The 24,797-nt window shown below is 58.0% G+C and carries 23 protein-coding genes; 18 read left to right on the top strand and 5 right to left on the bottom strand.

Annotated elements, in window-relative coordinates:
• Positions 1 to 11: 11 nt before the first annotated feature.
• On the bottom strand, positions 12 to 1,547 hold the full coding sequence (locus tag D8U82_RS24715; RefSeq protein WP_130903172.1) for a HAMP domain-containing sensor histidine kinase: 1,536 nt from the start codon (positions 1,545 to 1,547) through the stop codon (positions 12 to 14).
• Positions 1,548 to 1,711: 164 nt separating this feature from the next.
• On the opposite strand from D8U82_RS24715, the gene D8U82_RS24710 reads away from it, so the two are divergent.
• Positions 1,712 to 2,431 (top strand): response regulator transcription factor, encoded by a 720-nt coding sequence (locus D8U82_RS24710; RefSeq protein ID WP_024014949.1) that lies wholly within the window; start codon positions 1,712 to 1,714, stop codon positions 2,429 to 2,431.
• Positions 2,432 to 2,487: 56 nt separating this feature from the next.
• Here the strand turns inward: D8U82_RS24710 and gyrB are convergent, their stop codons facing one another.
• From gyrB to dnaA, 4 genes are read right to left on the bottom strand one after another with little or no spacing between them, the layout of a single operon-like run.
• Positions 2,488 to 4,905, bottom strand: coding sequence for a DNA topoisomerase (ATP-hydrolyzing) subunit B (gene gyrB / locus D8U82_RS24705; RefSeq protein ID WP_024014948.1), 2,418 nt, complete (start codon positions 4,903 to 4,905; stop codon positions 2,488 to 2,490).
• 5 nt (positions 4,906 to 4,910) lie between these two features.
• Complete coding sequence (recF, locus tag D8U82_RS24700) at positions 4,911 to 6,014, bottom strand: DNA replication/repair protein RecF (protein ID WP_016772389.1); 1,104 nt, start codon at positions 6,012 to 6,014, stop codon at positions 4,911 to 4,913.
• Positions 6,015 to 6,028: 14 nt separating this feature from the next.
• Positions 6,029 to 7,132 carry a DNA polymerase III subunit beta gene (dnaN, locus tag D8U82_RS24695; protein WP_016772390.1) on the bottom strand — a complete coding sequence of 368 codons (1,104 nt, stop codon included), beginning with the start codon at positions 7,130 to 7,132 and terminating at the stop codon, positions 6,029 to 6,031.
• A gap of 39 nt (positions 7,133 to 7,171) precedes the next feature.
• Complete coding sequence (gene dnaA / locus D8U82_RS24690) at positions 7,172 to 8,695, bottom strand: chromosomal replication initiator protein DnaA (protein WP_130903171.1); 1,524 nt, start codon at positions 8,693 to 8,695, stop codon at positions 7,172 to 7,174.
• A 566-nt stretch (positions 8,696 to 9,261) separates the two neighbouring features.
• On the opposite strand from dnaA, the gene rpmH reads away from it, so the two are divergent.
• The 17 genes from rpmH (at position 9,262) to atpD (ending at position 24,768) form a co-directional block, all read left to right on the top strand.
• On the top strand, positions 9,262 to 9,396 hold the full coding sequence (gene rpmH, locus D8U82_RS24685; protein ID WP_003213577.1) for a 50S ribosomal protein L34: 135 nt from the start codon (positions 9,262 to 9,264) through the stop codon (positions 9,394 to 9,396).
• A gap of 16 nt (positions 9,397 to 9,412) precedes the next feature.
• Positions 9,413 to 9,814 carry a ribonuclease P protein component gene (gene rnpA / locus D8U82_RS24680; RefSeq protein ID WP_024014946.1) on the top strand — a complete coding sequence of 134 codons (402 nt, stop codon included), beginning with the start codon at positions 9,413 to 9,415 and terminating at the stop codon, positions 9,812 to 9,814.
• Entirely contained in the window at positions 9,807 to 10,052 is a 246-nt protein-coding gene (gene yidD / locus D8U82_RS24675) for a membrane protein insertion efficiency factor YidD (RefSeq protein WP_027901580.1), read from the top strand. The genes rnpA and yidD overlap by 8 nt, the downstream gene beginning before the upstream one ends.
• Positions 10,053 to 10,054: 2 nt before the next feature.
• Positions 10,055 to 11,734, top strand: a complete 1,680-nt coding sequence (gene yidC / locus D8U82_RS24670; RefSeq protein WP_123441917.1) for a membrane protein insertase YidC — start codon at positions 10,055 to 10,057, stop codon at positions 11,732 to 11,734.
• A gap of 81 nt (positions 11,735 to 11,815) precedes the next feature.
• Positions 11,816 to 13,183 (top strand): tRNA uridine-5-carboxymethylaminomethyl(34) synthesis GTPase MnmE, encoded by a 1,368-nt coding sequence (mnmE, locus tag D8U82_RS24665; protein ID WP_130888860.1) that lies wholly within the window; start codon positions 11,816 to 11,818, stop codon positions 13,181 to 13,183.
• A 552-nt stretch (positions 13,184 to 13,735) separates the two neighbouring features.
• The gene (gene mnmG / locus D8U82_RS24655) at positions 13,736 to 15,634 is read left to right on the top strand and encodes a tRNA uridine-5-carboxymethylaminomethyl(34) synthesis enzyme MnmG (protein ID WP_122603541.1); all 1,899 of its coding nucleotides are present in this window, start codon (positions 13,736 to 13,738) and stop codon (positions 15,632 to 15,634) included.
• Complete coding sequence (rsmG, locus tag D8U82_RS24650) at positions 15,631 to 16,275, top strand: 16S rRNA (guanine(527)-N(7))-methyltransferase RsmG (protein ID WP_123441912.1); 645 nt, start codon at positions 15,631 to 15,633, stop codon at positions 16,273 to 16,275. Before mnmG ends, rsmG begins: the two co-directional genes overlap by 4 nt.
• 18 nt (positions 16,276 to 16,293) lie before the next feature.
• The gene (locus D8U82_RS24645; protein WP_016772400.1) at positions 16,294 to 17,091 is read left to right on the top strand and encodes a ParA family protein; all 798 of its coding nucleotides are present in this window, start codon (positions 16,294 to 16,296) and stop codon (positions 17,089 to 17,091) included.
• Positions 17,092 to 17,100: 9 nt separating this feature from the next.
• On the top strand, positions 17,101 to 17,973 hold the full coding sequence (locus tag D8U82_RS24640) for a ParB/RepB/Spo0J family partition protein (RefSeq protein WP_007960777.1): 873 nt from the start codon (positions 17,101 to 17,103) through the stop codon (positions 17,971 to 17,973).
• A 148-nt stretch (positions 17,974 to 18,121) separates the two neighbouring features.
• Positions 18,122 to 18,529, top strand: coding sequence for a F0F1 ATP synthase subunit I (locus D8U82_RS24635; protein ID WP_016772401.1), 408 nt, complete (start codon positions 18,122 to 18,124; stop codon positions 18,527 to 18,529).
• Between the two features lie 16 nt (positions 18,530 to 18,545).
• On the top strand, positions 18,546 to 19,415 hold the full coding sequence (atpB, locus tag D8U82_RS24630; protein ID WP_016772402.1) for a F0F1 ATP synthase subunit A: 870 nt from the start codon (positions 18,546 to 18,548) through the stop codon (positions 19,413 to 19,415).
• A 133-nt stretch (positions 19,416 to 19,548) separates the two neighbouring features.
• Positions 19,549 to 19,806, top strand: coding sequence for a F0F1 ATP synthase subunit C (gene atpE, locus D8U82_RS24625; protein ID WP_003097235.1), 258 nt, complete (start codon positions 19,549 to 19,551; stop codon positions 19,804 to 19,806).
• A gap of 58 nt (positions 19,807 to 19,864) precedes the next feature.
• Positions 19,865 to 20,335 (top strand): F0F1 ATP synthase subunit B, encoded by a 471-nt coding sequence (locus D8U82_RS24620; RefSeq protein WP_016772403.1) that lies wholly within the window; start codon positions 19,865 to 19,867, stop codon positions 20,333 to 20,335.
• Positions 20,336 to 20,347: 12 nt separating this feature from the next.
• A complete protein-coding gene (locus D8U82_RS24615) occupies positions 20,348 to 20,884 on the top strand; it encodes a F0F1 ATP synthase subunit delta (RefSeq protein WP_016772404.1) in 537 nt (178 codons plus the stop codon).
• Positions 20,885 to 20,905: 21 nt separating this feature from the next.
• Complete coding sequence (gene atpA, locus D8U82_RS24610) at positions 20,906 to 22,450, top strand: F0F1 ATP synthase subunit alpha (protein WP_016772405.1); 1,545 nt, start codon at positions 20,906 to 20,908, stop codon at positions 22,448 to 22,450.
• Between the two features lie 50 nt (positions 22,451 to 22,500).
• Positions 22,501 to 23,361, top strand: coding sequence for a F0F1 ATP synthase subunit gamma (gene atpG / locus D8U82_RS24605; protein WP_007911960.1), 861 nt, complete (start codon positions 22,501 to 22,503; stop codon positions 23,359 to 23,361).
• Positions 23,362 to 23,388: 27 nt separating this feature from the next.
• Entirely contained in the window at positions 23,389 to 24,768 is a 1,380-nt protein-coding gene (atpD, locus tag D8U82_RS24600; RefSeq protein WP_016772406.1) for a F0F1 ATP synthase subunit beta, read from the top strand.
• The last annotated feature ends 29 nt before the right edge of the window (positions 24,769 to 24,797 follow it).

Below are 24,797 nucleotides of genomic sequence, written 5' to 3'. Positions count from 1 at the left end.
GTGCCTCTTTTTCATTCAGAAATCAGCGGCAAATCGATGCGGAATGTGGTTCCCGCGTCGACCACGCTGCGACACTCGATTGTGCCGCCATGATGATCAATCACGGCTTTGACCATCGACAGACCCAGGCCCACACCGTCGATGCCCTGGGCGGAGGAGAAACGCCGATACTGGCTGAACAGGTCAGGCAATTCATCGGCGGCAATGCCCTTGCCCTGATCGGACAATTCGCAGCGCAGCCACTGCCCATCACAGCTGACCGTCAGTTGCACCGTGCTGTCTGCCGGGCTGTACTTGATCGCGTTTTCCAGCAGATTGAACAGGGCGCGAGTCAGCAATCCCTGATCGGCCAGAATCAGCCGCTCCTGACATTCCTCATCAACTTCGTTGAGCATCTCGATGCGTTTCTGCTGGGCGATGGGCAGGGCCTGATCGAGGACGTCCAATACCAGCATCGCGAATAATGTCGGGCGGAACTGGTAGGTCTCGGACTCAGCCCGCGCCAACAAGACGAAACCATCGGTCAGATCCAGTGCGCGGCGCACCTGACGCTCAATCTGCTCGAATAACGGCGCATCAGCGCCGGCCTGATGACGATGCACATCCAGCAGGGCGAGGATCGCCGAATGGGGCGCGCGCAGGTCATGAGAAAGAAAACGCAGCAGGACGCCGCGCTGCTCCTCGGCCGCACGCTCGGCACTCAAGTCCGTCAGGCTGAGCAGCCAACCGATCGGCGTGTCGCCGTCGACCGGCAGCAGCGCCGCTCTTTCCAGGCGCAGACTGCGTTCCTTGTGATCGCGAAATTCCAGCAGCGGCAGGGTGGCCAGCGGCGGTCGCGGCGCTGTGGATAATTCCGGATAGCCGAGCCGCGCCAGTTGCTCGAGTACGTCATCGCCCACCAGCGAATCTTCGAACAGTTCGCGCGCCTTGCGATTGCCCAGCAGAATCTTGCCCAGCGGATCACTGATCAGCGTCGCCACCGGCAGGTATTCCAGGCCATCGGCAATGAACCTCCGGGTGTCGCGGGTGCGGCTCATCGCTTGTTCGAGCGCCATGATCTGGCCCTGCAAACGGTCGGCACCGGTGAAGCGGGTCCGGCGGCGTTCAGGGAAGACTTTCGGTTCGCTGTCCAGACGTGCCAGCTCCCAGCCGAAGTAGGTCAGCACCACGCTCAGGCGTCGCCAGTTCCAGATCAGGTAACCGAACAACATCCCCAGGGCTGCTGGCGTTGGCGACCACCAGTAGCGGACTTCGGCCAGGAGGGCGCTGGCTATCAGCGCACAGGCCATGCCGATCAAGGTGACCCACAGCGCCCAACGCGGCCGCCACAGCAATAATCCCAGCACACCGGCGACCATCGCCACGGACAACAGCGCGCCGGGCGCTGGCGACGGATTGTGCAGATTGATCTGGGCGCGATAAGACAACAAGGCAGTCAGCGGCAACAGCACTAGACTTATCCACAACCACTCGCGCACCAGCCGGCGGAACAGACGCTGGACCTGGCTCGGCTCACGACTTTCACGTCGGCGTTGAGTGTTATGCATGAGGCACAGGGCAGGGCAGTGGGAATGGTTTCATAGGTCTCAGGTCTGAGGCGTAGACCCGAAGAATCATAGCGGACGTCGACCAACGACGGGCTGCTTCTTTCATCGCGGCCGGGGAGTCGCTATTGTCGACATCCCAGCCCCAGCGATAAGGAACACCGCCGATGCGCGTTGCCATTCTGGACGACGAACCCGCCGAACTGCGCCGGGTCGAGCAAACCCTGGAGCAAATGGCCGAAGCGGGCGAACAGCCGTGGTCACTGCACAGCTTCGAGCGCGGCGAAGACTTGTTGCGCCAGTTGCGCCGGGAAACCTTCGACCTGTTGATTCTCGATTGGCAACTTCCTGATCTCACGGGCCTGGCACTGCTGCGCTGGACCCGCGAACACATGGACGCGCCACCGGCAGCGATCATGCTCACCAGCCGCGACGGCGAGAGCGATATCGTTCAAGCCTTGAATGCCGGGGCCGACGATTATGTCAGCAAGCCGTTTCGCCCGAATGAGTTGAAGGCGAGGGTGGCAGCGGTATTGCGTCGGCATAGCCAACCGCGCAGCGCGGCGGGCGAAGTACAGACGTTCCATGATCTGACTTTCGACGACGCCGAACTGACCGTCACCCGTGAAGGCAAACCGATCCTCATGACCGAACGCGAATACCGCCTGGCGCGGTGTCTGTTCAGCAACCTGGGTCGACCGTTGTCGCGGGATTATCTGTACGAGCGCTTCTGGCCGAACGAAGAGACGACTTCCTCGCGGCCGCTCGACACGCATATCTACCGATTGCGCAACAAGCTCGGGCTGACAGCGGATCGGGGTTGGCAGTTGCTGACTATTTATGGGTATGGGTATCGGTTGGAGAGTGTCGGCACTGGGAATGAGTGAGGCCAAAAAAACCCCGGCATTGGCCGGGGTTTTTCATGAGCGGGTAGCAATCAGGATCAGAAATCCAGGTTGGAAACCGCCAGTGCATTGCTCTCGATGAAGTCCCGGCGAGGTTCGACCGCATCACCCATCAGGGTGTTGAAGATCTGGTCTGCGCCGATGGCGTCTTCGATGGTGACCTTCAGCATGCGCCGCACGCTTGGGTCCATGGTGGTTTCCCACAGCTGATCCGGGTTCATTTCGCCCAGACCTTTGTAGCGCTGGATGGTGTGGCGCTTGGTGCTTTCGGCCATCAGCCAGTCGAGGGCTTCCTTGAACTCGGTAACGGCTTTCTTGCGCTCGCCACGCTGGATGTACGCGCCTTCGTCGAGCAGGGTGCTCAGTTGCGCGCCCAGGGTGACCACGGTTTTGTAGTCGTTGCTGCCGAAGAAGTCGCGGTTGAAGGTGACGTAGTTCGACAGGCCGTGGGAGATCAGTTCGACCTCTGGCAGCCAGACGCCACGTTCACGGTCTTCGCGCAGGCTGGCCTTGTAGACCAGGCCGGACTTCTCGTTGGTGCGCAGGCGAACTTCATACTGGGCCAGCCACTCTTGCATCGCTGCGTGGTCGCCCAGAGTTTCGAGGCTGACGGCCGGCAGATAGATGAAGTGCTCGGTCAGCTCCTGTGGGTACAGGCGCGACAGGCGCTTGAGCGTCTTCATGACCATGCGGAAGTCGTTGACCAGACGTTCCAGCGCTTCACCGGAAATGCCCGGGGCTTCTTCGTTCAGGTGCAGGCTTGCGTCTTCAAGCGCCGACTGCGTCATGTACTCTTCCATGGCGTCGTCGTCTTTGATGTATTGCTCTTGCTTGCCTTTCTTGACCTTGTACAGCGGTGGCTGGGCGATGTAGATATAGCCACGCTCGATCAGCTCGGGCAACTGACGGAAGAAGAAGGTCAGCAGCAGGGTGCGGATGTGCGAACCGTCGACGTCAGCATCGGTCATGATGATGATGTTGTGATAGCGCAGCTTGTCGATGTTGTACTCTTCGCGACCGATGCCGCAGCCCAGCGCGGTGATCAGCGTGCCCACTTCCTGGGAAGAGATCATCTTGTCGAAACGCGCTTTCTCGACGTTGAGGATCTTGCCCTTCAACGGCAGGATCGCCTGGGTCTTGCGGTTACGTCCCTGCTTGGCAGAACCGCCCGCGGAGTCACCTTCCACCAGGTACAGTTCGGACAGCGCCGGATCTTTTTCCTGGCAGTCGGCGAGCTTGCCCGGCAGGCCGGCGATGTCCAGCGCGCCTTTGCGGCGGGTCATCTCACGGGCCTTGCGCGCGGCTTCACGGGCACGGGCGGCGTCGATCATCTTGCCGACTACCAGCTTGGCTTCGTTCGGGTTCTCCAGGAGGAAGTCGGAGAAGTATTTGCCCATCTCCTGCTCGACCGCAGTCTTCACTTCGGAAGACACCAGCTTGTCTTTGGTCTGCGAGCTGAACTTCGGATCCGGCACTTTCACCGAGATGATCGCGGTCAGGCCTTCACGGGCGTCGTCGCCGGTGGTGGCGACTTTGTGCTTCTTCGCCAGACCTTCCTGCTCGATGTAGTTGTTCAGGTTACGCGTCAGTGCCGAACGGAAGCCCACCAGGTGGGTGCCGCCATCGCGCTGCGGGATGTTGTTGGTGAAGCACAACAGGTTCTCGTTGAAGCTGTCGTTCCACTGCAGGGCGATTTCTACGCCGATGCCGTCTTCACGCTGAATGTTGAAGTGGAACACCTGGTTGACCGCAGTCTTGTTGGTGTTCAGGTATTCAACGAACGCACGCAGGCCACCTTCATACTTGAACAGCTCTTCCTTGCCGCTGCGCTCGTCCTTGAGGACGATGCCGACACCGGAGTTGAGGAAGGACAGTTCACGAATGCGCTTGGCCAGAATGTCCCAGCTGAAGTGAATGTTCTTGAAGGTTTCGCTGGAAGCCTTGAAGTGGATCTGGGTGCCGGTGGTTTCGCTGTCGCCAACGATGGCCATCGGTGCCTGAGGCACACCGTGGACGTAGGTCTGTTCCCAGATCTTGCCACTGCGGCGAACAGTCAGGACCAGTTCTTCGGACAGTGCGTTCACTACCGACACACCTACACCGTGCAGACCGCCGGAAACCTTGTAGGAGTTGTCGTCGAACTTACCGCCAGCGTGGAGGACGGTCATGATGACCTCAGCGGCGGAAACGCCTTCCTCTTTATGCACGTCTACCGGGATGCCACGACCGTTGTCTTTAACGGTGATGGACTCGTCCGGGTGGATGATGATGCTGATGTCGTCGCAATGGCCGGCGAGGGCTTCGTCGATCGAATTGTCGACCACCTCGAACACCATGTGGTGCAGACCGCTGCCATCGTCGGTGTCACCAATGTACATACCGGGACGTTTGCGTACGGCATCCAGGCCTTTCAGCACTTTAATGCTCGTTGAGTCGTACGTATTTTCTTCGCTCAATGCCTTCACTCCCGATGGTCGTGGGTCTGGGTGATACGGCCCTGTTCCACGTGGAACAAAGCGACTGGCGTTTCCGTCTGCCAGCCTTCCCTCAGTAATTCGTGATCTACACAGGTGATGAACACCTGGCAGCGTAAGTCTTCCAGCAAGCGGCACAGCGCGCGACGGTGGCTCTCGTCCAGCTCGGACGGCAAGTCATCCACCAGATAAATACACTGTCCGCGACGGGCCTGACTGACCAGGTGCCCTTGGGCAATCCGTAGTGCACAGACCACAAGCTTCTGCTGACCCCGGGACAGGATGTCCGCGGCATTGTGTGCGCCCAATCTGAGACGCAAATCAGCTCGTTGCGGTCCGGCCTGGGTGTGCCCCATCTGCTGGTCCCGTTGAACGGAACCGGCGAGTACGGCGCTCAATTCGCGGTCCTTGTCCCAGCCTCGGTAATAGCTGAGCGTCAAACCCTCGAGCTCAACCAGTTCGCTCAAGGTCTGTTCGAAGACCGGTTTCAAGGCTGTGATGTAAGCGCGGCGGTATTCATCGATTTCAGCGCTGGCCTGGCACAGTTCCCTGTCCCAAACCGCTTGTGAAACGGCGTCAAGTGTACCATGCCGCAGCCAGGAGTTTCTCTGGCGCAGCGCCTTCTGCAAACGCTGCCAAGTGGCCATGAAACGCGGTTCAACGTGGAACACACCCCAGTCGAGAAACTGGCGGCGAATCTTCGGCGCGCCTTCCAGCAGACGGAAGCTGTCCGGGTTGATCAACTGCAACGGCAGGATCTCCGCCAGCTGCGCAGCGCTACGGGCGTTCTGGCCATCGATGCGAATCTGGAACTCGCCCTGACGGTCGCGAGAAATCCCCAGCGCACTGTGTCCGCCTTCAGCCAGCTCAACCTGACCAAATACGGTACAGGCGAGCTGTTCGTACTGAATGACCGGCAACAGCCGCGTGCTGCGAAACGAACGGGCAAGCCCCAGCAGATGAATGGCTTCCAGAACACTGGTTTTGCCGCTGCCGTTGGCGCCGTAAAGAATATTGATGCGGGGGGAGGGGGAGAAGGTCACCGGGTGCAGATTGCGCACCGCGGTGACCGAAACACGACTTAACGACATTCAGGATCAGCTGATTACAGACGCATCGGCATGACAACGTAAGCCGAGTCGTCATTGTCGGACTCTTGCACCAGCGCACTGCTGTTGGAGTCGGACAGGATCAGGCGAACCTGCTCGGTGGTCATCACGCCCAGCACGTCGAGCAGGTAGCTGACGTTGAAACCGATCTCCAGCGAGCCGCCGTTGTACTCAACGCCCACTTCTTCTTCCGCTTCTTCCTGCTCCGGGTTGTTGGCCTGGATCTTCAACTGACCGCTGGCCAGTTGCAGACGGATACCGCGGTACTTCTCGTTGGACAGAATCGCCGTACGGCTGAAGGCTTCACGCAATGCCTGACGATCGCCGAGTACCAGTTTGTCGCCACCTTTCGGCAGGACGCGCTCGTAATCGGGGAATTTACCGTCGACCAGTTTCGAGGTGAAAGTGAACTCGCCCGTGGTGGCGCGGATGTGATGCTGACCAAGGACGATGCTGACATTGCCGTCCGGCTCGGTGAGCAGACGCGCCAGTTCGAGGATACCTTTGCGCGGCACGATCACCTGATGACGATCCGGCTGACCGATATCGGCCTGCATCGAGCACATCGCCAGACGGTGTCCGTCGGTGGCCACGGCGCGGATCACACCAGCGGAAACTTCCAGCAGCATGCCGTTGAGGTAGTAACGCACGTCCTGCTGGGCCATGGCGAAGCTGGTGCGTTCGATCAAGCGACGCAGTTTGCTCTGCTCCAGGCTGCACGTCAGCGAGCCCGGGCCTTCTTCAACAGTCGGGAAGTCGTTGGCCGGCAGGGTCGACAGGGTGAAGCGGCTACGGCCGGCCTTCACCACCAGCTTCTGCTCGTCGACCTTGATGTCGATGAGCGCGTCGTTGGGCAGGCTCTTGCAGATGTCCATCAGTTTGCGCGCCGGCACGGTGATCGAGCCCGTTTCGGCCGGCTCTTCGAGTTGCACACGACCGACCAGCTCGACTTCCAGGTCGGTACCGGTCAGCGACAGTTGCTGGCCTTCGACGACCAACAGCACGTTGGACAGTACCGGCAAGGTCTGTCGGCGCTCGACGACGCCTGCGACCAGTTGCAGGGGTTTCAACAGGGCTTCGCGTTGAATGGTGAAATGCATGGTCTAGTCCCTTGCCTTAATAAGCTGCGCTGGTGTTCATCAAGTGGTCAGTGTACGCAGCAGGTTCTTGTAGTCCTCGCGGATGTCCGCGTCGGATTCCTTAAGTTCGTTGATCTTGCGGCAGGCGTGCAACACGGTGGTGTGGTCGCGGCCGCCAAACACATCGCCGATTTCCGGCAGGCTGTGGTTGGTCAGTTCCTTGGACAACGCCATGGCGACCTGACGCGGACGAGCCACCGAGCGCGAACGGCGCTTGGACAGCAGGTCGGAAATCTTGATCTTGTAATACTCGGCGACGGTGCGCTGAATGTTATCCACAGAGACCAGTTTGTCCTGCAACGCCAGCAAGTCTTTCAGGGATTCGCGGATCAGCTCGATGGTGATGTCGCGGCCCATGAAGTGCGAGTGGGCGATCACGCGTTTCAGCGCACCTTCCAGCTCACGGACGTTGGAGCGGATGCGCTGGGCGATAAAGAATGCGGCGTCGTGCGGCAGATCGACCTTGGCCTGATCCGCCTTCTTCATCAGAATCGCTACACGGGTTTCCAGCTCCGGCGGCTCGACAGCCACGGTCAGGCCCCAGCCGAAGCGGGATTTGAGGCGTTCTTCAAGGCCTTCGATTTCTTTCGGGTAGCGGTCACTGGTGAGAATGACCTGCTGACCACCTTCAAGCAACGCGTTGAAGGTGTGGAAAAACTCTTCCTGGGAACGCTCCTTGCGAGCGAAGAACTGAATATCGTCGATCAGCAAGGCGTCCACCGACCGGTAGAAACGCTTGAATTCGTTGATGGCGTTCAGTTGCAACGCCTTGACCATGTCGGCCACAAAGCGCTCGGAATGCAGGTACACGACCTTGGCATTCGGATTCTTCTTTAATAGATGGTTGCCCACCGCGTGCATCAAGTGGGTTTTACCCAGGCCGACGCCACCATAAAGGAAGAGCGGGTTGTAACCGTGCTTGGGATTGTCCGCCACCTGCCAGGCCGCCGCACGGGCGAGCTGGTTGGATTTACCTTCAACGAAGTTTTCGAAGGTGAACGTGCGATTCAGGTAACTGGTGTGCTTGAGCGCACCTTCTACCTGCACGGTGCGCTGCTCGGCGCGAACCGGGGCCTGCTGCGAAGCAGCGCCCGCCATCGGGTCGAAGCTGTCGCGGGAAGGCTCTTCACTGACTTCAGCGGCTTTTTGTGTGGAACGCTTGGCCGGAGCAGGGGCTGGCGTCGGTGCCGGATTGCTCGCTGGCACATTATTGGCCTGCGCCTGAGCAACCTGCGCGGCCGCCAGTGGTGCATTGGGTGCGGCGCGAGGTGCCGAGCTGCGTTTGCTGCCTATTAACAAGGACAGCGCTGGCGTCGAGCCATTGCCGTGCTCATCCAGCAGTTCAAGGACGCGGCCCAGGTACTTTTCGTTGACCCAGTCCAACACGAAACGATTCGGTGCGTAAACGCGCAACTCGTCGCCTTCGGCTTCGACCTGTAGTGGACGGATCCAGGTGTTGAATTGTTGGGCAGGCAGCTCTTCGCGCAAAAGCTCCACGCACTGCTGCCAAAGTTCCACTGACACGGATATCCCCTAAGTTGAAAGCCGGTGAGGCAAAAACAAGCGGCCATTGTAGCGGCGAGCGATTCACTTATCCACATGCAGGTAGGTTCGTCACCATCATTTATCAACGCGTTAACGCATTAAAAGGCGACCAACGGCATGTGAATAAGCCCTGTGGATAAATGCCTCTGAGGGCACTGGACAACTGGGGGCTAAACCCGGTGGAGAACCAGCCTGTGGATAACAGGCCATTCCACACACAGCTTATCCGATAGCGCAGCACAGGCTGAACACGGTTTTCCACTGTAGTTGTCATTCTCTGTACATCCCGTGGAATGAGGCTTCATGGCAGTTATCCACAGAAGATGGCGTGCCTAGCTTTTACAAGCTTTACAGAAAAGCTTTAAATAATTCCCTTCTTTATTTCTATATCTGGCTGACAGGCGTTCAAGCTAAAAACCTGCCCGGATCTATTTATAAGGAAACGCTGGTTGGAAATTGACCTGAAGGCTTGCTTTCTCTAGAATCCCCGGTCTCTTAAAACGGGGGCCATTCCGGCCCGTTGTGGACGAACCAGGTAACACGACATGAAACGTACTTTCCAACCAAGCACTATCAAACGCGCTCGTACCCACGGTTTCCGTGCTCGCATGGCTACCAAGAACGGCCGCGCAGTCCTGTCGCGTCGTCGCGCCAAAGGTCGTGCGCGTCTGGCAGTTTGATAATCCGGTACTGGAGGTGAGTCAGGACTTCAGTCGGGAAAAGCGTCTGCTTACCCCCCGGCATTTCAAGGCAGTCTTTGACTCCCCTACCGGCAAGGTTCCGGGGAAAAATCTCCTGCTCCTTGCACGCAACAACGATCTTGATCACCCCCGTCTCGGGCTGGTTATCGGGAAAAAGAGCGTAAAGCTCTCCGTTGAGCGCAATCGCCTCAAACGTCTGATGCGCGAATCGTTCCGTCTGCACCAGGATTCACTGGTCGGCTGGGACATCGTTATCGTCGCGCGTAAAGGTTTGGGTGATGTAGAAAACCCCGAATTGATTCAGCATTTCGGCAAACTCTGGAAGCGTCTGGCACGCAACAAGCCCGTTCCGGCAGTCAAAACCGAAACTGTAGGGGTAGACAGTACCGATGCGTAAACTGGCCCTCGTTCCGATCCAGTTTTATCGCTATGCCATTAGTCCTTTAATGGCCAGCCACTGTCGCTTCTACCCCAGTTGTTCCTGCTACGCGTATGAAGCCATTGAAAATCATGGCCTTCTGCGCGGTGGCTGGCTGACCTTTCGTCGTTTAGGTCGCTGTCATCCGTGGAATCCCGGTGGTTATGACCCGGTTCCACCTGTCCCTACCTCCCGTTCTTCTTCGATGGCCGAGTAATCATGGATATCAAACGCACGATCCTGATCGTCGCCCTGGCAATCGTGTCCTACGTCATGGTTCTTAAATGGAACCAGGATTATGGCCAGGCTGCCCTGCCGACTCAGAATGTTGCTTCCAGTACGACTACATCCGGTTTGCCGGACACCGCCACTGGCACAAATGCCGCCAGTGACGATATTCCGCGCGCCGCCAGCGATACCAGCGCACCTGCCGAAACGCCGGTCGCCGCCAGCAAGGATCTGATTCAGGTCAAGACCGATGTGCTCGATCTGGCGATCGATCCGCAGGGTGGCGACGTTGCGCAACTGACTCTGCCTTTGTATCCACGTCGTCAGGATCGTCCTGACGTTCCGTTCCAGCTGTTCGATAACGGCGGCGAACGTGTATATCTGGCGCAAAGCGGTCTGATCGGTACCAACGGCCCGGATGCAAACCCGGCCGGTCGTCCGGTTTATTCCTCGGAGAAGAAGGTTTACCAACTGGCTGACGGTCAGGATCAACTCGTTGTTGACCTGAAACTCAGCAAGGACGGCGTCAACTACATCAAGCGTTTCACCCTGAAACGTGGCCTGTACGACGTCGCTGTCTCCTACATTGTGGATAACCAGAGCGCTCAGCCCTGGAACGGCGCAATGTTTGCCCAGTTGAAGCGCGATGCCAGCGCTGATCCTTCGTCGACCACTGCTACTGGCACCGCGACTTACCTGGGCGCTGCCCTGTGGACAAGTTCCGAGCCGTACAAGAAAGTGTCGATGAAGGACATGGACAAGGCGCAGCTCAAGGAAACCGTCACCGGTGGTTGGGTAGCCTGGCTGCAGCACTACTTCGTGACCGCGTGGATTCCGGCCAAGGGCGAAAACAATATCGTCCAGACCCGTAAAGACAGCAAAGGCAACTACATCATCGGTTACACCGGTCCTACTCTAACCGCTGCTCCAGGTGCGAAAGTTGAAACCAGCGCTGTGCTGTACGCCGGTCCGAAAAGCCAGGCTGTGCTGAAAGAGTTGTCCCCAGGTCTGGAACTGACCGTCGACTACGGCATTCTGTGGTTCATTGCCCAGCCAATCTTCTGGCTGCTGCAACACATCCACGCCATTGTCGGTAACTGGGGCTGGTCGATCATCTTCCTGACCATGCTGATCAAAGGGATTTTCTTCCCGCTGTCGGCCGCCAGCTACAAATCGATGGCGCGCATGCGTGCCGTGGCTCCGAAACTGGCTGCGCTGAAAGAGCAACATGGCGATGACCGGCAGAAAATGTCGCAAGCCATGATGGAGCTGTACAAGAAAGAGAAGATCAATCCACTGGGCGGCTGCTTGCCAATCCTCGTGCAGATGCCGGTCTTCCTGTCGCTGTACTGGGTTCTGCTGGAAAGCGTGGAAATGCGTCAGGCGCCGTTCATGCTGTGGATCACTGACCTGTCGATCAAGGATCCGTTCTTCATTCTGCCGATCATCATGGGCGCAACCATGTTCATCCAGCAGCAGCTGAACCCGACGCCTCCGGATCCGATGCAGGCGAAGGTCATGAAAATGATGCCAATCATCTTCACCTTCTTCTTCCTGTGGTTCCCGGCGGGTCTGGTGCTGTACTGGGTTGTGAACAACTGCCTGTCGATTGCACAACAGTGGTACATCACGCGTAAGATCGAAGCGGCGACGAAAAAAGCCGAGGCGTAACTTGCACTGTGGATAACACCACTCAAAACGCCCCCTAGTGGGGCGTTTTGCTATCTGCCACTTTTGTCTGGATGCCGCTTTATGAGCACACCCCGTGAAACCATCGCCGCTGTCGCCACCGCTCAAGGGCGCGGCGGTGTGGGCATCGTCCGTATTTCCGGGCCGTTGGCCAGCATGGCGGCAAAAGCCATCAGCGGCCGCGAGCTGAAACCGCGTTACGCCCATTACGGGCCGTTTTTCAGTGACGACCGGCAAGTGCTGGATGAAGGTCTGGCTTTGTATTTCCCGGGGCCGAACTCGTTCACCGGCGAAGACGTGCTGGAACTCCAAGGCCACGGCGGCCCGATCGTGCTGGACATGTTGCTCAAGCGCTGCCTGGAACTGGGTTGTCGTCTGGCCCGTCCTGGGGAATTCAGCGAGCGCGCCTTCCTCAATGACAAACTCGATCTGGCCCAGGCCGAGGCAATCGCCGATTTGATCGAAGCCAGTTCTGCCCAGGCTGCGCGCAATGCGCTGCGTTCATTGCAGGGTGCGTTTTCCCAGCGTGTGCATAACCTGACCGAGCAACTGATCGGCTTGCGTATCTACGTCGAAGCCGCCATCGACTTCCCGGAAGAGGAAATCGACTTTCTCGCCGACGGCCATGTGCTGAGCATGCTCGACAAAGTACGCGATGAGTTATCCACAGTATTGCGCGAAGCGGGGCAGGGCGCGTTATTGCGTGATGGCATGACCGTCGTCATCGCAGGCCGGCCGAATGCCGGTAAATCCAGCCTGTTGAATGCCTTGGCCGGTCGCGAGGCTGCCATCGTTACCGAGATTGCCGGCACCACGCGGGATATCCTGCGCGAACATATCCACATCGACGGTATGCCGTTGCACGTTGTCGATACCGCAGGCCTGCGTGACACCGATGATCGTGTGGAAAAAATCGGTGTTGAACGGGCCTTGAAAGCCATTGGTGAAGCGGATCGGGTTTTACTGGTGGTCGATGCGACCGCACCAGAGGCACTGGATCCTTTTGCCTTATGGCCAGAATTTCTCGAGTCTCGACCGGACCCGGCGAAGGTCACCCTTATCCGCAACAAAGCCGATCTGACCGGTGATGCGGTTTCTCTGGAGACCAGTGACGACGGCCACGTGACCATCAGTCTCAGCGCCAAGTCCGCCGAAGGCCTCGATCTGCTGCGGGACCACCTCAAGGCGTGCATGGGTTACGAGCAGACTTCGGAAAGCAGCTTCAGCGCACGTCGCCGGCATCTGGAAGCACTGCGTCACGCCAGCGCGGCACTGGAACATGGCCGCGCGCAACTGACCCTGGCCGGGGCAGGCGAATTGCTCGCCGAAGATCTGCGCCAGGCTCAGCATTCCCTGGGTGAAATTACCGGGGCGTTCAGCTCTGATGATTTGCTCGGAAGGATTTTCTCCAGCTTCTGCATCGGCAAATAACCCTCCTGCTATTCACAGACAGGTCCATTCGCGACCTGTCTGCTTCCCTCTTTTCTAAAATCCTCCAAGAGTGCCGGGCTGATTTTTTCTCCCTGAGCGGTTTTCGGCTGCCTGGTACCTCTTCGTCCATCAAATTTTTGTGGACTAAGCCCTGTGAATAACTGCCACTGAGGGCAGTTGATAACAGGGCCTCAAAACTGGAGATAACCCACGCTGTGGATAACCACCCCTTTCATCCACAGGCTTAAACCGGTTATCCAATGGCCTCATTGCCACATGAGCACAGAGTTTTGGATCTCTGTACATTTTAAAAAACAAGGCCTGTAGCGATGTATCCACAGAAAGGTGGTTCAGTAAGAATAAACATAAAAACAAAGGTTTTATAAATTTCTCTCTTTTTTATTCTTTTAACCTCGAGTTCTCCACAGCTGGTTAAATTTTGTGCAAAGGGTTCTTTAGAAAGGGCGAAGTCCCTATACTTGCCGACCAGGTCCAGAAACCTGAGCTCAACTATTTCCTGAATGACCTACTTAAGCAGGCACGAGGTGCGTGGTGGATTTCCCTTCCCGTTTTGAAGTGATCGTCATCGGCGGCGGTCATGCCGGTACCGAGGCAGCACTGGCGTCAGCTCGCATGGGGGCAAAAACCCTGTTGCTGACGCATAACGTGGAAACCCTCGGCGCCATGAGTTGCAACCCGGCCATCGGTGGCATCGGCAAAAGCCATCTGGTCAAGGAAATCGATGCCCTAGGCGGCGCGATGGCCATGGCTACCGATAAGGGCGGCATCCAGTTTCGCGTGTTGAACAGCCGCAAGGGTCCGGCCGTACGGGCGACCCGTGCGCAAGCCGACCGGATTCTCTACAAGGCAGCTGTACGCGAAATCCTGGAAAACCAGCCGAACCTGTGGATATTTCAACAGGCTGCTGACGACCTGATCGTCGAGCAGGAGCAAGTCCGTGGTGTGGTTACACAGATGGGGCTGCGTTTCTTCGCCGATTCCGTGGTGTTGACCACCGGTACCTTCCTCGGCGGACTTATCCACATCGGTTTGCAGAATTTCTCCGGCGGTCGCGCCGGTGATCCACCGTCGATTGCTCTGGCCCACCGTCTGCGTGAGTTGCCATTGCGTGTCGGGCGCCTGAAAACCGGTACACCGCCGCGTATTGATGGGAAATCTGTGGATTTCTCGGTGATGACCGAGCAGCCGGGTGACACTCCGATCCCGGTGATGTCGTTCATGGGCAACAAGGAACAGCATCCCCGTCAGGTCAGCTGCTGGATCACCCATACCAATGCCCGCACCCACGAAATCATCGCGGCGAACCTCGATCGTTCGCCGATGTATTCCGCTGCCGGTGAAATCGAAGGCGTCGGCCCGCGTTATTGCCCGTCGATCGAAGACAAGATTCATCGCTTTGCCGACAAGGAAAGCCATCAGGTGTTCATCGAACCGGAAGGTCTGACCACCCATGAGCTGTATCCGAACGGGATATCCACAAGCCTGCCGTTCGACGTGCAATTGCAGATCGTGCAATCGATCCGCGGCATGGAAAACGCACACATCGTGCGTCCGGGTTATGCGATCGAGTACGACTACTTCGATCCGCGCGACCTGAAGTACAGCCTGGAAACCAAAGTCATCGGCGGTCTGTTTTTCGCCGGGCAGATCAACGGCACCACCGGTTACGAAGAAGCTGGCGCTCAAGGTCTGCTCGCCGGGGCCAACGCTGCACTGCGCGCGAAGGGCAAAGAAGCCTGGTGTCCGCGCCGCGATGAAGCGTACATCGGCGTTCTGGTCGACGACCTGATCACCCTCGGTACTCAAGAGCCGTACCGCATGTTCACGTCGCGAGCCGAGTACCGCCTGATTCTGCGCGAAGACAACGCCGACCTGCGTCTTACCGAAAAAGGTCGCGAGCTCGGTCTGGTCGATGACGCGCGCTGGGCGGCCTTCTGCAAGAAGCGCGAAAGCATCGAACTGGAAGAGCAGCGCCTGAAAAGCACTTGGGTTCGACCGAATACCCCGCAGGGCGATGCGATTGCCGAGAAATTCGGCACACCGCTGACTCACGAGTACAACCTGCTCAACCTGTTGAGCCGTCCGGAAATCGATTACGCCGGTCTGGTCGAAGTGACCGGGCAGGGCGCCGAAGATCCACAGGTCGCCGAGCAGGTCGAGATCAAGACCAAGTACGCCGGTTACATCGACCGCCAACAGGACGAAATCGCCCGTCTGCGCGCCAGCGAAGACACGAAATTGCCTGTGGATATCGATTACACCAACATCTCGGGTCTGTCCAAGGAGATCCAGAGCAAGCTCGGCGCCACACGTCCCGAGACTCTGGGCCAGGCTTCGCGGATCCCGGGCGTGACCCCGGCAGCGATTTCGCTGTTGATGATTCATTTGAAAAAACGCGGCGCGGGCCGTCAGTTGGAGCAAAGCGCTTGAGTGCCAAGGTCACTTCGCAACATGCCGAAGAGTTATCCACAGGAGCCCGCGAGCTCGGTGTCAATCTCACAGAAACCCAGCACGCATTGCTGCTGGGTTATCTGGCCCTGTTGATCAAATGGAACCAGGCCTACAACCTGACCGCCGTGCGCGATCCAGACGAAATGGTTTCGCGGCACTTGCTCGACAGTCTCAGCGTGATGTCGTTCATCGAAAACGGTCGCTGGCTCGATGTCGGCAGTGGCGGTGGCATGCCTGGTATTCCGCTGGCAATCCTTTATCCGGACTCGCAAGTGACCTGTCTGGACAGCAACGGCAAGAAAACCCGCTTCCTGACTCAGGTCAAACTGGAGCTGAAGCTGGATAACCTGCAAGTTATCCACAGTCGCGTAGAAGCCTTCCAGCCTGCGCAGCCATTCAACGGGATCATTTCCCGGGCATTCAGCAGCATGGAAAACTTCACCAACTGGACTCGCCACTTGGGCGATGCCGATACACGCTGGCTGGCAATGAAGGGCGTTCATCCGGCCGATGAGCTGGTAGCATTGCCGGCAGATTTCAAACTCGATAGCGAACACGCCCTGGCCGTCCCCGGTTGCCAAGGCCAACGCCATCTGCTGATACTGCGCCGCACGGCATGATTGGGAACACAAGCAAGAATGGCTAAGGTATTCGCGATAGCGAACCAGAAGGGTGGTGTGGGCAAGACCACCACCTGCATCAACCTCGCAGCATCCCTGGTCGCGACCAAGCGCCGGGTGCTGTTGATCGATCTCGATCCACAGGGCAACGCCACCATGGGTAGCGGTGTGGATAAACATGGTCTGGAAAACTCGGTCTACGATCTGCTGATCGGTGAATGCGACCTCGGCCAGGCGATGCACTTCTCCGAGCACGGCGGTTATCAACTGCTGCCGGCCAACCGCGATCTGACCGCGGCCGAAGTGGTGCTGCTGGAAATGCAGATGAAGGAAAGCCGTCTGCGCAGTGCGCTGGCGCCGATCCGTGACAACTACGACTACATTCTGATCGACTGCCCACCGTCGCTGTCGATGCTCACGCTCAACGCACTGGTCGCCGCTGACGGGGTGATTATCCCCATGCAGTGCGAATACTTTGCGCTGGAAGGTTTGAGCGACCTTGTGGATAACATCAAGCGCATCGCTGAACTGCTCAATCCGAACCTGAAAGTCGAAGGCCTGCTGCGGACCATGTACGACCCGCGCCTGAGCCTGATGAACGATGTTTCGGCGCAGCTCAAGGAACACTTCGGCGATCAGCTGTACGACACGGTGATCCCGCGCAACATTCGCTTGGCCGAAGCACCGAGCTACGGCATGCCGGCGCTGGCTTACGACAAGCAATCGCGTGGCGCTCTGGCCTATCTGGCTCTGGCGGGCGAGATGGTTCGTCGTCAGCGCAAAAATTCACGCATTGCTGCTGCTCAGCCAACTTAAGGAATCCCCATGGCCGTCAAGAAACGAGGTCTCGGACGTGGACTGGATGCACTGCTGAGTGGTCCGACGGTCAGCGCGCTGGAAGAACAAGCCGCGCAGGCCGACACCCGCGAACTGCAACACCTGCCGCTGGACCTGCTGCAGCGCGGCAAATATCAGCCGCGCCGTGACATGGACCCGCAGGCCCTGGAAGAGCTGGCGCAGTCGATCAAGGCTCAGGGCGTGATGCAGCCGATCGTGGTACGCCCGATTGGCGGCGGTCGGTTTGAGATCATTGCCGGTGAACGCCGCTGGCGCGCCAGTCAGCAGGCCGGGCAGGAAACCATCCCGGCGATGGTTCGCGATGTGCCAGATGAAACCGCCATTGCGATTGCGCTGATCGAGAACATCCAGCGTGAAGACCTCAATCCGATCGAAGAAGCCGTCGCCTTGCAGCGCTTGCAGCAGGAATTCCAGCTGACTCAGCAGCAGGTCGCCGAGGCTGTGGGTAAGTCGCGGGTGACTGTGGCTAACCTGTTGCGACTTATTGCACTGCCTGAAGTGATCAAGACGATGCTGTCGCACGGTGACCTGGAAATGGGTCACGCGCGTGCCTTGCTCGGTCTGCCGGACAATCAGCAGGTCGAAGGGGCGCGACATGTTGTCGCACGAGGGCTGACTGTGCGCCAAACCGAGGCACTGGTTCGCCAGTGGTTGAGTGGCAAACCGGAGCCTGTGGAAGCTGCCAAACCCGACCCGGACATCGCTCGCCTCGAGCAGCGTTTGGCCGAGCGCCTAGGCTCTGCGGTGCAGATTCGCCATGGCAAGAAGGGCAAAGGCCAATTGGTGATTGGTTATAACTCGCTCGACGAGCTTCAAGGTGTGCTCGCACACATCCGCTGAAACATTTCCTCATGTAGCGCGCAGTCGGAAATCACTACCTGACAGTTGAATAGGGGCAGAACCGCCCCTATACTCTGCGCGCATTTTGTCGGCACAAATTATGCCAAGTTATTGAATTTCGGCAGCCGACCATTGGAGAGCAACTGTGATGGAAACCCGCACGCCAAACCGCTTGCCTTTCCATCGCCTGGCGGTTTTTCCGGTGTTGATGGCTCAATTTGTCATTCTGCTCATTGCCGCTTTGGCGCTCTGGCAATGGCATGGAGTCGTTGCCGGATACTCGGGACTTTGCGGAGGCCTGATAGCCTTGCTGCCCAATGTTTATTTCGCTCACAGGGCATTTCGGTTTTCCGGCGCCCGAGCAGCCCAGTCCATCGTCCGGTCTTTTTATGCCGGCGAGGCAGGCAAACTTATTTTGACGGCAGTGCTGTTTGCACTGGTGTTCGCAGGTGTGAAGCCACTGGCGCCGATCGCAGTATTCGGCGTGTTCGTGCTGACGCAGTCGGTCAGCTGGTTCGCTCCCCTGCTGATGAGAACAAGACTTTCGAGACCTTAGGGCGTTTGAGGCAACCATGGCAGAGACAACCGCTTCGGGCTATATCCAGCACCACTTGCAGAACCTGACTTTCGGTCAGCTACCCAACGGCGGCTGGGGCTTTGCCCACACCGCAGCAGAGGCCAAGGAAATGGGCTTCTGGGCTTTCCACGTCGATACCCTCGGCTGGTCGGTCGCGCTGGGTCTGATCTTCGTTCTTCTTTTCCGCATGGCGGCGAAGAAAGCGACGTCGGGTCAGCCGGGTGCCTTGCAGAACTTCGTTGAAGTATTGGTCGAATTCGTCGATGGCAGCGTGAAAGACAGCTTCCATGGCCGTAGCCCGGTGATTGCACCGCTGGCGCTGACCATCTTCGTCTGGGTGTTCCTGATGAACGCCGTCGACCTGGTACCGGTCGACTGGATTCCTCAGCTGGCCATCCTGATCTCCGGCGATGCCCACATCCCGTTCCGCGCCGTGTCGACTACCGACCCGAACGCGACTCTGGGCATGGCGTTCTCGGTGTTCGCACTGATCATTTTCTACAGCATCAAGGTCAAGGGCATCGGCGGCTTCATCGGCGAACTGACCCTGCACCCGTTCGGCAGCAAGAACATCTTCGTTCAGGCCCTGCTGATCCCGGTGAACTTCCTGCTGGAATTCGTCACCCTGATCGCCAAGCCGATCTCTCTGGCTCTGCGTCTGTTCGGCAACATGTATGCCGGCGAGCTGGTGTTCATTCTGATCGCTGTGATGTTCGGCAGCGGCCTGCTCTGGCTCAGCGGCCTGGGCGTTGTTCTGCAGTGGGCGTGGGCTGTATTCCACATCCTGATCATCACCCTGCAGGCGTTCATCTTCATGATGCTGACCATCGTCTACCTGTCGATGGCGCACGAAGAAAACCATTAAGACCAGTCTCGACTAGTCTGATGTTCCTCCCGGTCAAACGGGAGGGAGCTCCTTGCGGGGCAGCTGAAACGATTTGTTTTACCGCTTTAATCTAAAAAACCTAAACCATACGACGTAAAAGTCGGGAGGAAAGATGGAAACTGTAGTTGGTCTAACCGCTATCGCTGTTGCACTGTTGATCGGCCTGGGCGCACTGGGTACCGCAATTGGTTTCGGCCTGCTGGGCGGCAAGTTCCTGGAAGGCGCAGCGCGTCAGCCAGAAATGGTTCCAATGCTGCAAGTGAAAATGTTCATCGTTGCCGGTCTGCTCGACGCCGTAACCATGATCGGTGTTGGTATCGCTCTGTTCTTCACCTTTGCGAACCCGTTCGTTGGTCAGATCGCTGGCTGATTACTCGGATCTTCCGGGTAATTTGGTGTGATGGACAACGTAACTGCGAGGTGTTGGCGTGAACATTAATGCGACCCTGATTGGCCAGTCCGTTGCGTTCCTGATTTTTGTACTGTTCTGCATGAAGTATGTATGGCCTCCGGTCATCGCTGCTCTGCACGAACGTCAAAAGAAGATCGCTGATGGTCTGGACGCTGCCAGCCGTGCAGCTCGCGACCTGGAGTTGGCCCAAGAGAAAGCGGGTCAGCAACTGCGCGAAGCGAAAGCTCAGGCAGCTGAAATCATCGAGCAAGCCAAGAAACGCGGTAACCAGATCGTCGAAGAGGCTGTTGAAAAAGCCCGTATCGACGCTGACCGTGTGAAGGTTCAGGCTCAAGCCGAGATCGAACAGGAACTGAACAGCGTCAAAGACAAGCTGCGTGCCCAAGTGGGCTTGCTGGCTGTCGGCGGCGCCGAGAAGATCCTGGGTGCCACAATCGATCAAAACGCGCACGCAGAGCTGGTTAACCAACTGGCTGCTGAAATCTAAGCGAGGGCGATCATGGCAGAACTGACCACGTTGGCCCGACCTTACGCTAAGGCGGCCTTCGAGCACGCTCAGGCCCACCAGCAACTGGCCAATTGGTCAGCCATGCTCGGCCTGGCAGCAGCGGTGTCGCAAGACGACACCCTGCAGCGCGTGCTCAAGGCCCCGCGACTGACGAGCGCAGAAAAGGCCGCCACGTTCATTGACGTGTGCGGCGACAAGTTTGATGAAAAGGCACGCAATTTCATCAACGTCGTTGCCGAAAACGACCGTCTCCTGCTTCTGCCGGAGATCGCCGCTCTGTTCGACCTGTACAAGGCCGAACAAGAGAAATCGGTAGACGTTGAAGTAACCAGTGCATTTGCATTGAACCAAGAACAGCAAGACAAACTCGCCAAGGTTCTCAGTGCACGACTCAACCGGGAAGTGCGCCTGCAAGTTGCGGAGGACGCTGCCTTGATTGGTGGTGTCGTGATCCGCGCCGGCGACCTGGTTATCGATGGCTCGATTCGCGGCAAAATCGCGAAACTTGCCGAAGCATTGAAATCTTGAGTTTGAAGGGGCAGCAGAGCAATGCAGCAACTCAATCCTTCCGAAATAAGTGAAATTATCAAGGGCCGCATCGACAAGCTCGATGTGACCTCCCAAGCCCGTAACGAAGGCACTGTCGTCAGCGTATCTGACGGCATCGTGCGGATTCACGGTCTGGCCGACGTCATGTACGGCGAGATGATCGAGTTTCCGGGCGGCGTCTACGGTATGGCCCTCAACCTGGAGCAGGACTCCGTAGGTGCCGTGGTATTGGGCTCCTACCAGTCGCTGGCTGAAGGCATGAGCGCCAAGTGCACCGGCCGCATCCTCGAAGTTCCTGTTGGTAAGGAATTGCTGGGCCGCGTAGTCGATGCTCTGGGTAACCCTGTTGACGGCAAAGGTCCACTGGGCAACACCGAGACCGACGCGGTCGAGAAAGTTGCTCCAGGCGTGATCTGGCGTAAGTCGGTAGACCAGCCTGTACAGACTGGCTACAAGGCTGTCGATGCCATGATCCCTGTCGGCCGTGGCCAGCGTGAGCTGATCATCGGTGACCGTCAGATCGGTAAAACCGCTCTGGCGATCGACGCGATCATCAACCAGAAAGACAGCGGCATTTTCTGCGTCTACGTAGCCATCGGTCAGAAGCAATCGACCATCGCCAACGTGGTTCGCAAGCTGGAAGAAAACGGCGCCCTGGCCAACACGATCATCGTGGCTGCCAGTGCTTCGGAATCTCCTGCGCTGCAATTCCTGGCACCGTACTCCGGTTGCACCATGGGTGAATTCTTCCGCGACCGCGGTGAAGACGCGCTGATCGTTTATGACGATCTGTCCAAGCAGGCAGTGGCTTACCGCCAGATCTCCCTGCTGCTGCGCCGTCCACCAGGCCGTGAAGCTTACCCAGGCGACGTGTTCTATCTCCACTCCCGTCTGCTGGAGCGCGCATCCCGCGTTTCGGAAGAATACGTAGAGAAGTTCACCAACGGCGCAGTGACCGGCAAAACCGGTTCCCTGACCGCACTGCCGATCATCGAAACCCAGGCTGGCGACGTTTCCGCGTTCGTTCCGACCAACGTGATTTCCATCACCGACGGTCAGATCTTCCTGGAATCGGCCATGTTCAACTCGGGCATCCGCCCTGCAGTGAACGCCGGTGTTTCGGTATCCCGTGTGGGTGGTGCCGCTCAGACCAAGATCATCAAGAAGCTCTCCGGTGGTATCCGTACCGCTCTGGCTCAGTACCGTGAACTGGCGGCATTCGCCCAGTTCGCTTCTGACCTGGACGAAGCGACCCGCAAGCAACTTGAGCATGGTCAGCGCGTTACCGAGCTGATGAAGCAGAAGCAATACGCACCAATGTCGATCGCTGACATGGCGCTGTCGCTGTATGCCGCTGAGCGTGGGTTCCTGACTGACATTGAAATCGCCAAGGTCGGCAGCTTCGAACAAGCGCTGATCGCTTTCTTCAACCGCGATCACGCCGATTTGATGGCCAAGATCAACGTTAAAGGTGACTTCAATGACGAAATCGACGCTGGCATGAAAGCCGGTATCGAGAAGTTCAAGGCCACCCAAACCTGGTAAGCCGCAGCGGGAGCCGCGAGGCTCCCGCTTGCTAACCTGATAGGTGTTACATGGCAGGCGCAAAAGAGATTCGCAGTAAAATTGCGAGCATCAAAAGCACGCAAAAGATTACCAGCGCCATGGAAAAAGTGGCGGTCAGCAAAATGCGCAAGGCACAAATGCGCATGGCTGCTAGCCGTCCTTATGCGGAGCGTATCCGCCAGGTAATTGGGCATCTGGCCAACGCCAACCCGGAATACCGCCACCCGTTCATGATCGACCGCGAAATCAAGCGCGTCGGTTATGTCGTCGTGAGCAGTGACCGTGGTCTGTGCGGCGGCTTGAACACCAACCTGTTCAAGGCCCTGGTCAAGGACATGGCGGTAAACCGCGAAAACGGCGTCGAGATTGATCTGTGTGTAGTCGGTAGCAAGGGTGCGGCCTTTTTCCGCAACTTCGGCGGTAACGTCGTTGCAGCTATCAGCCACCTGGGTGAAGAGCCGTCGATCAATGATCTGATCGGCAGCGTCAAGGTGATGCTGGATGCCTACCTGGACGGCCGTATCGACCGCCTGTCCGTGGTGTCCAACAAGTTCATCAACACCATGACGCAACAGCCTACCGTGGAGCAGTTGATTCCACTGGTGGCAACCCCGGATCAGGATCTCAAGCACCACTGGGACTATCTCTACGAACCGGACGCCAAAGAGCTGCTTGACGGCTTGATGGTCCGTTACGTCGAGTCGCAGGTCTACCAGGCGGTGGTCGAGAACAACGCGGCTGAACAGGCTGCGCGGATGATCGCGATGAAGAACGCTACCGACAACGCCGGTGATTTGATCAGCGATTTGCAGCTGATCTACAACAAGGCGCGTCAGGCTGCGATCACCCAAGAGATCTCGGAAATCGTCGGCGGCGCTGCCGCGGTTTAACGGTTCAAATATTCAGAGGATCCAGCTATGAGTAGCGGACGTATCGTTCAAATCATCGGCGCCGTTATCGACGTGGAATTTCCACGCGACAGCGTACCGAGCATCTACAACGCGCTGACTGTACAAAGCGCGGCCGCAACCACCCTGGAAGTTCAGCAGCAGCTGGGCGACGGCGTGGTGCGTACCATTGCGATGGGTTCCACCGAGGGCTTGAAGCGCGGTCTGGAAGTCACCGACTCTGGCGCAGCCATCTCCGTACCGGTCGGTAAAGCGACCCTGGGCCGGATCATGGACGTCCTCGGTAACCCGATCGACGAAGCTGGCCCGATCGACACCGAAGAGCGCTGGGGCATTCACCGCGCAGCACCTTCGTTCGCCGAGCAAGCAGGCGGCAACGACCTGCTGGAAACCGGCATCAAGGTTATCGACCTGGTCTGCCCGTTCGCCAAGGGCGGTAAAGTCGGTCTATTCGGTGGTGCCGGTGTAGGCAAAACCGTAAACATGATGGAACTGATCCGTAACATCGCCATCGAGCACAGCGGTTATTCCGTGTTCGCCGGTGTGGGTGAGCGTACTCGTGAGGGTAACGACTTCTACCACGAGATGAAGGACTCCAACGTTCTGGACAAAGTGGCGCTGGTTTACGGTCAGATGAACGAGCCGCCGGGAAACCGTCTGCGCGTAGCACTGACCGGCCTGACCATGGCCGAGAAGTTCCGTGACGAAGGTAACGACGTTCTGCTGTTCGTCGACAACATCTATCGTTACACCCTGGCCGGTACTGAAGTATCCGCACTGCTGGGCCGTATGCCTTCGGCAGTAGGTTACCAGCCGACCCTGGCTGAAGAGATGGGCGTTCTGCAGGAACGTATCACTTCGACCAAGGAAGGTTCGATCACCTCGATCCAAGCGGTATACGTACCTGCGGACGACTTGACCGACCCGTCGCCAGCGACCACCTTCGCCCACTTGGACGCCACCGTCGTTCTGTCCCGTGACATCGCTTCCCTGGGTATCTACCCAGCGGTAGATCCACTGGATTCGACTTCGCGTCAGCTGGACCCGAACGTGATCGGTCAGGACCACTACGACACCGCTCGCGGCGTTCAGTACGTTCTGCAGCGTTACAAAGAGCTGAAAGACATCATCGCGATCCTGGGTATGGACGAGCTGTCGGAAGCCGACAAACAGTTGGTTAACCGTGCTCGTAAGATCCAGCGCTTCTTGTCGCAGCCGTTCTTCGTGGCTGAAGTCTTCACCGGTGCTTCGGGTAAATACGTTTCCCTGAAAGACACCATTGCTGGCTTCAAAGGCATCCTCAACGGTGACTACGACCACCTGCCAGAACAAGCGTTCTACATGGTTGGCGGCATCGAAGAAGCGATCGAGAAAGCCAAGAAACTGTAATCCCGGCGCCCGGCAACGGGCGCTAATTT

This window comes from Pseudomonas sp. Sample_23 (assembly GCF_004307595.1).
GTDB lineage: Bacteria > Pseudomonadota > Gammaproteobacteria > Pseudomonadales > Pseudomonadaceae > Aquipseudomonas > Aquipseudomonas atacamensis.
This window is presented reverse-complemented; position numbering and strand designations above follow the sequence as displayed.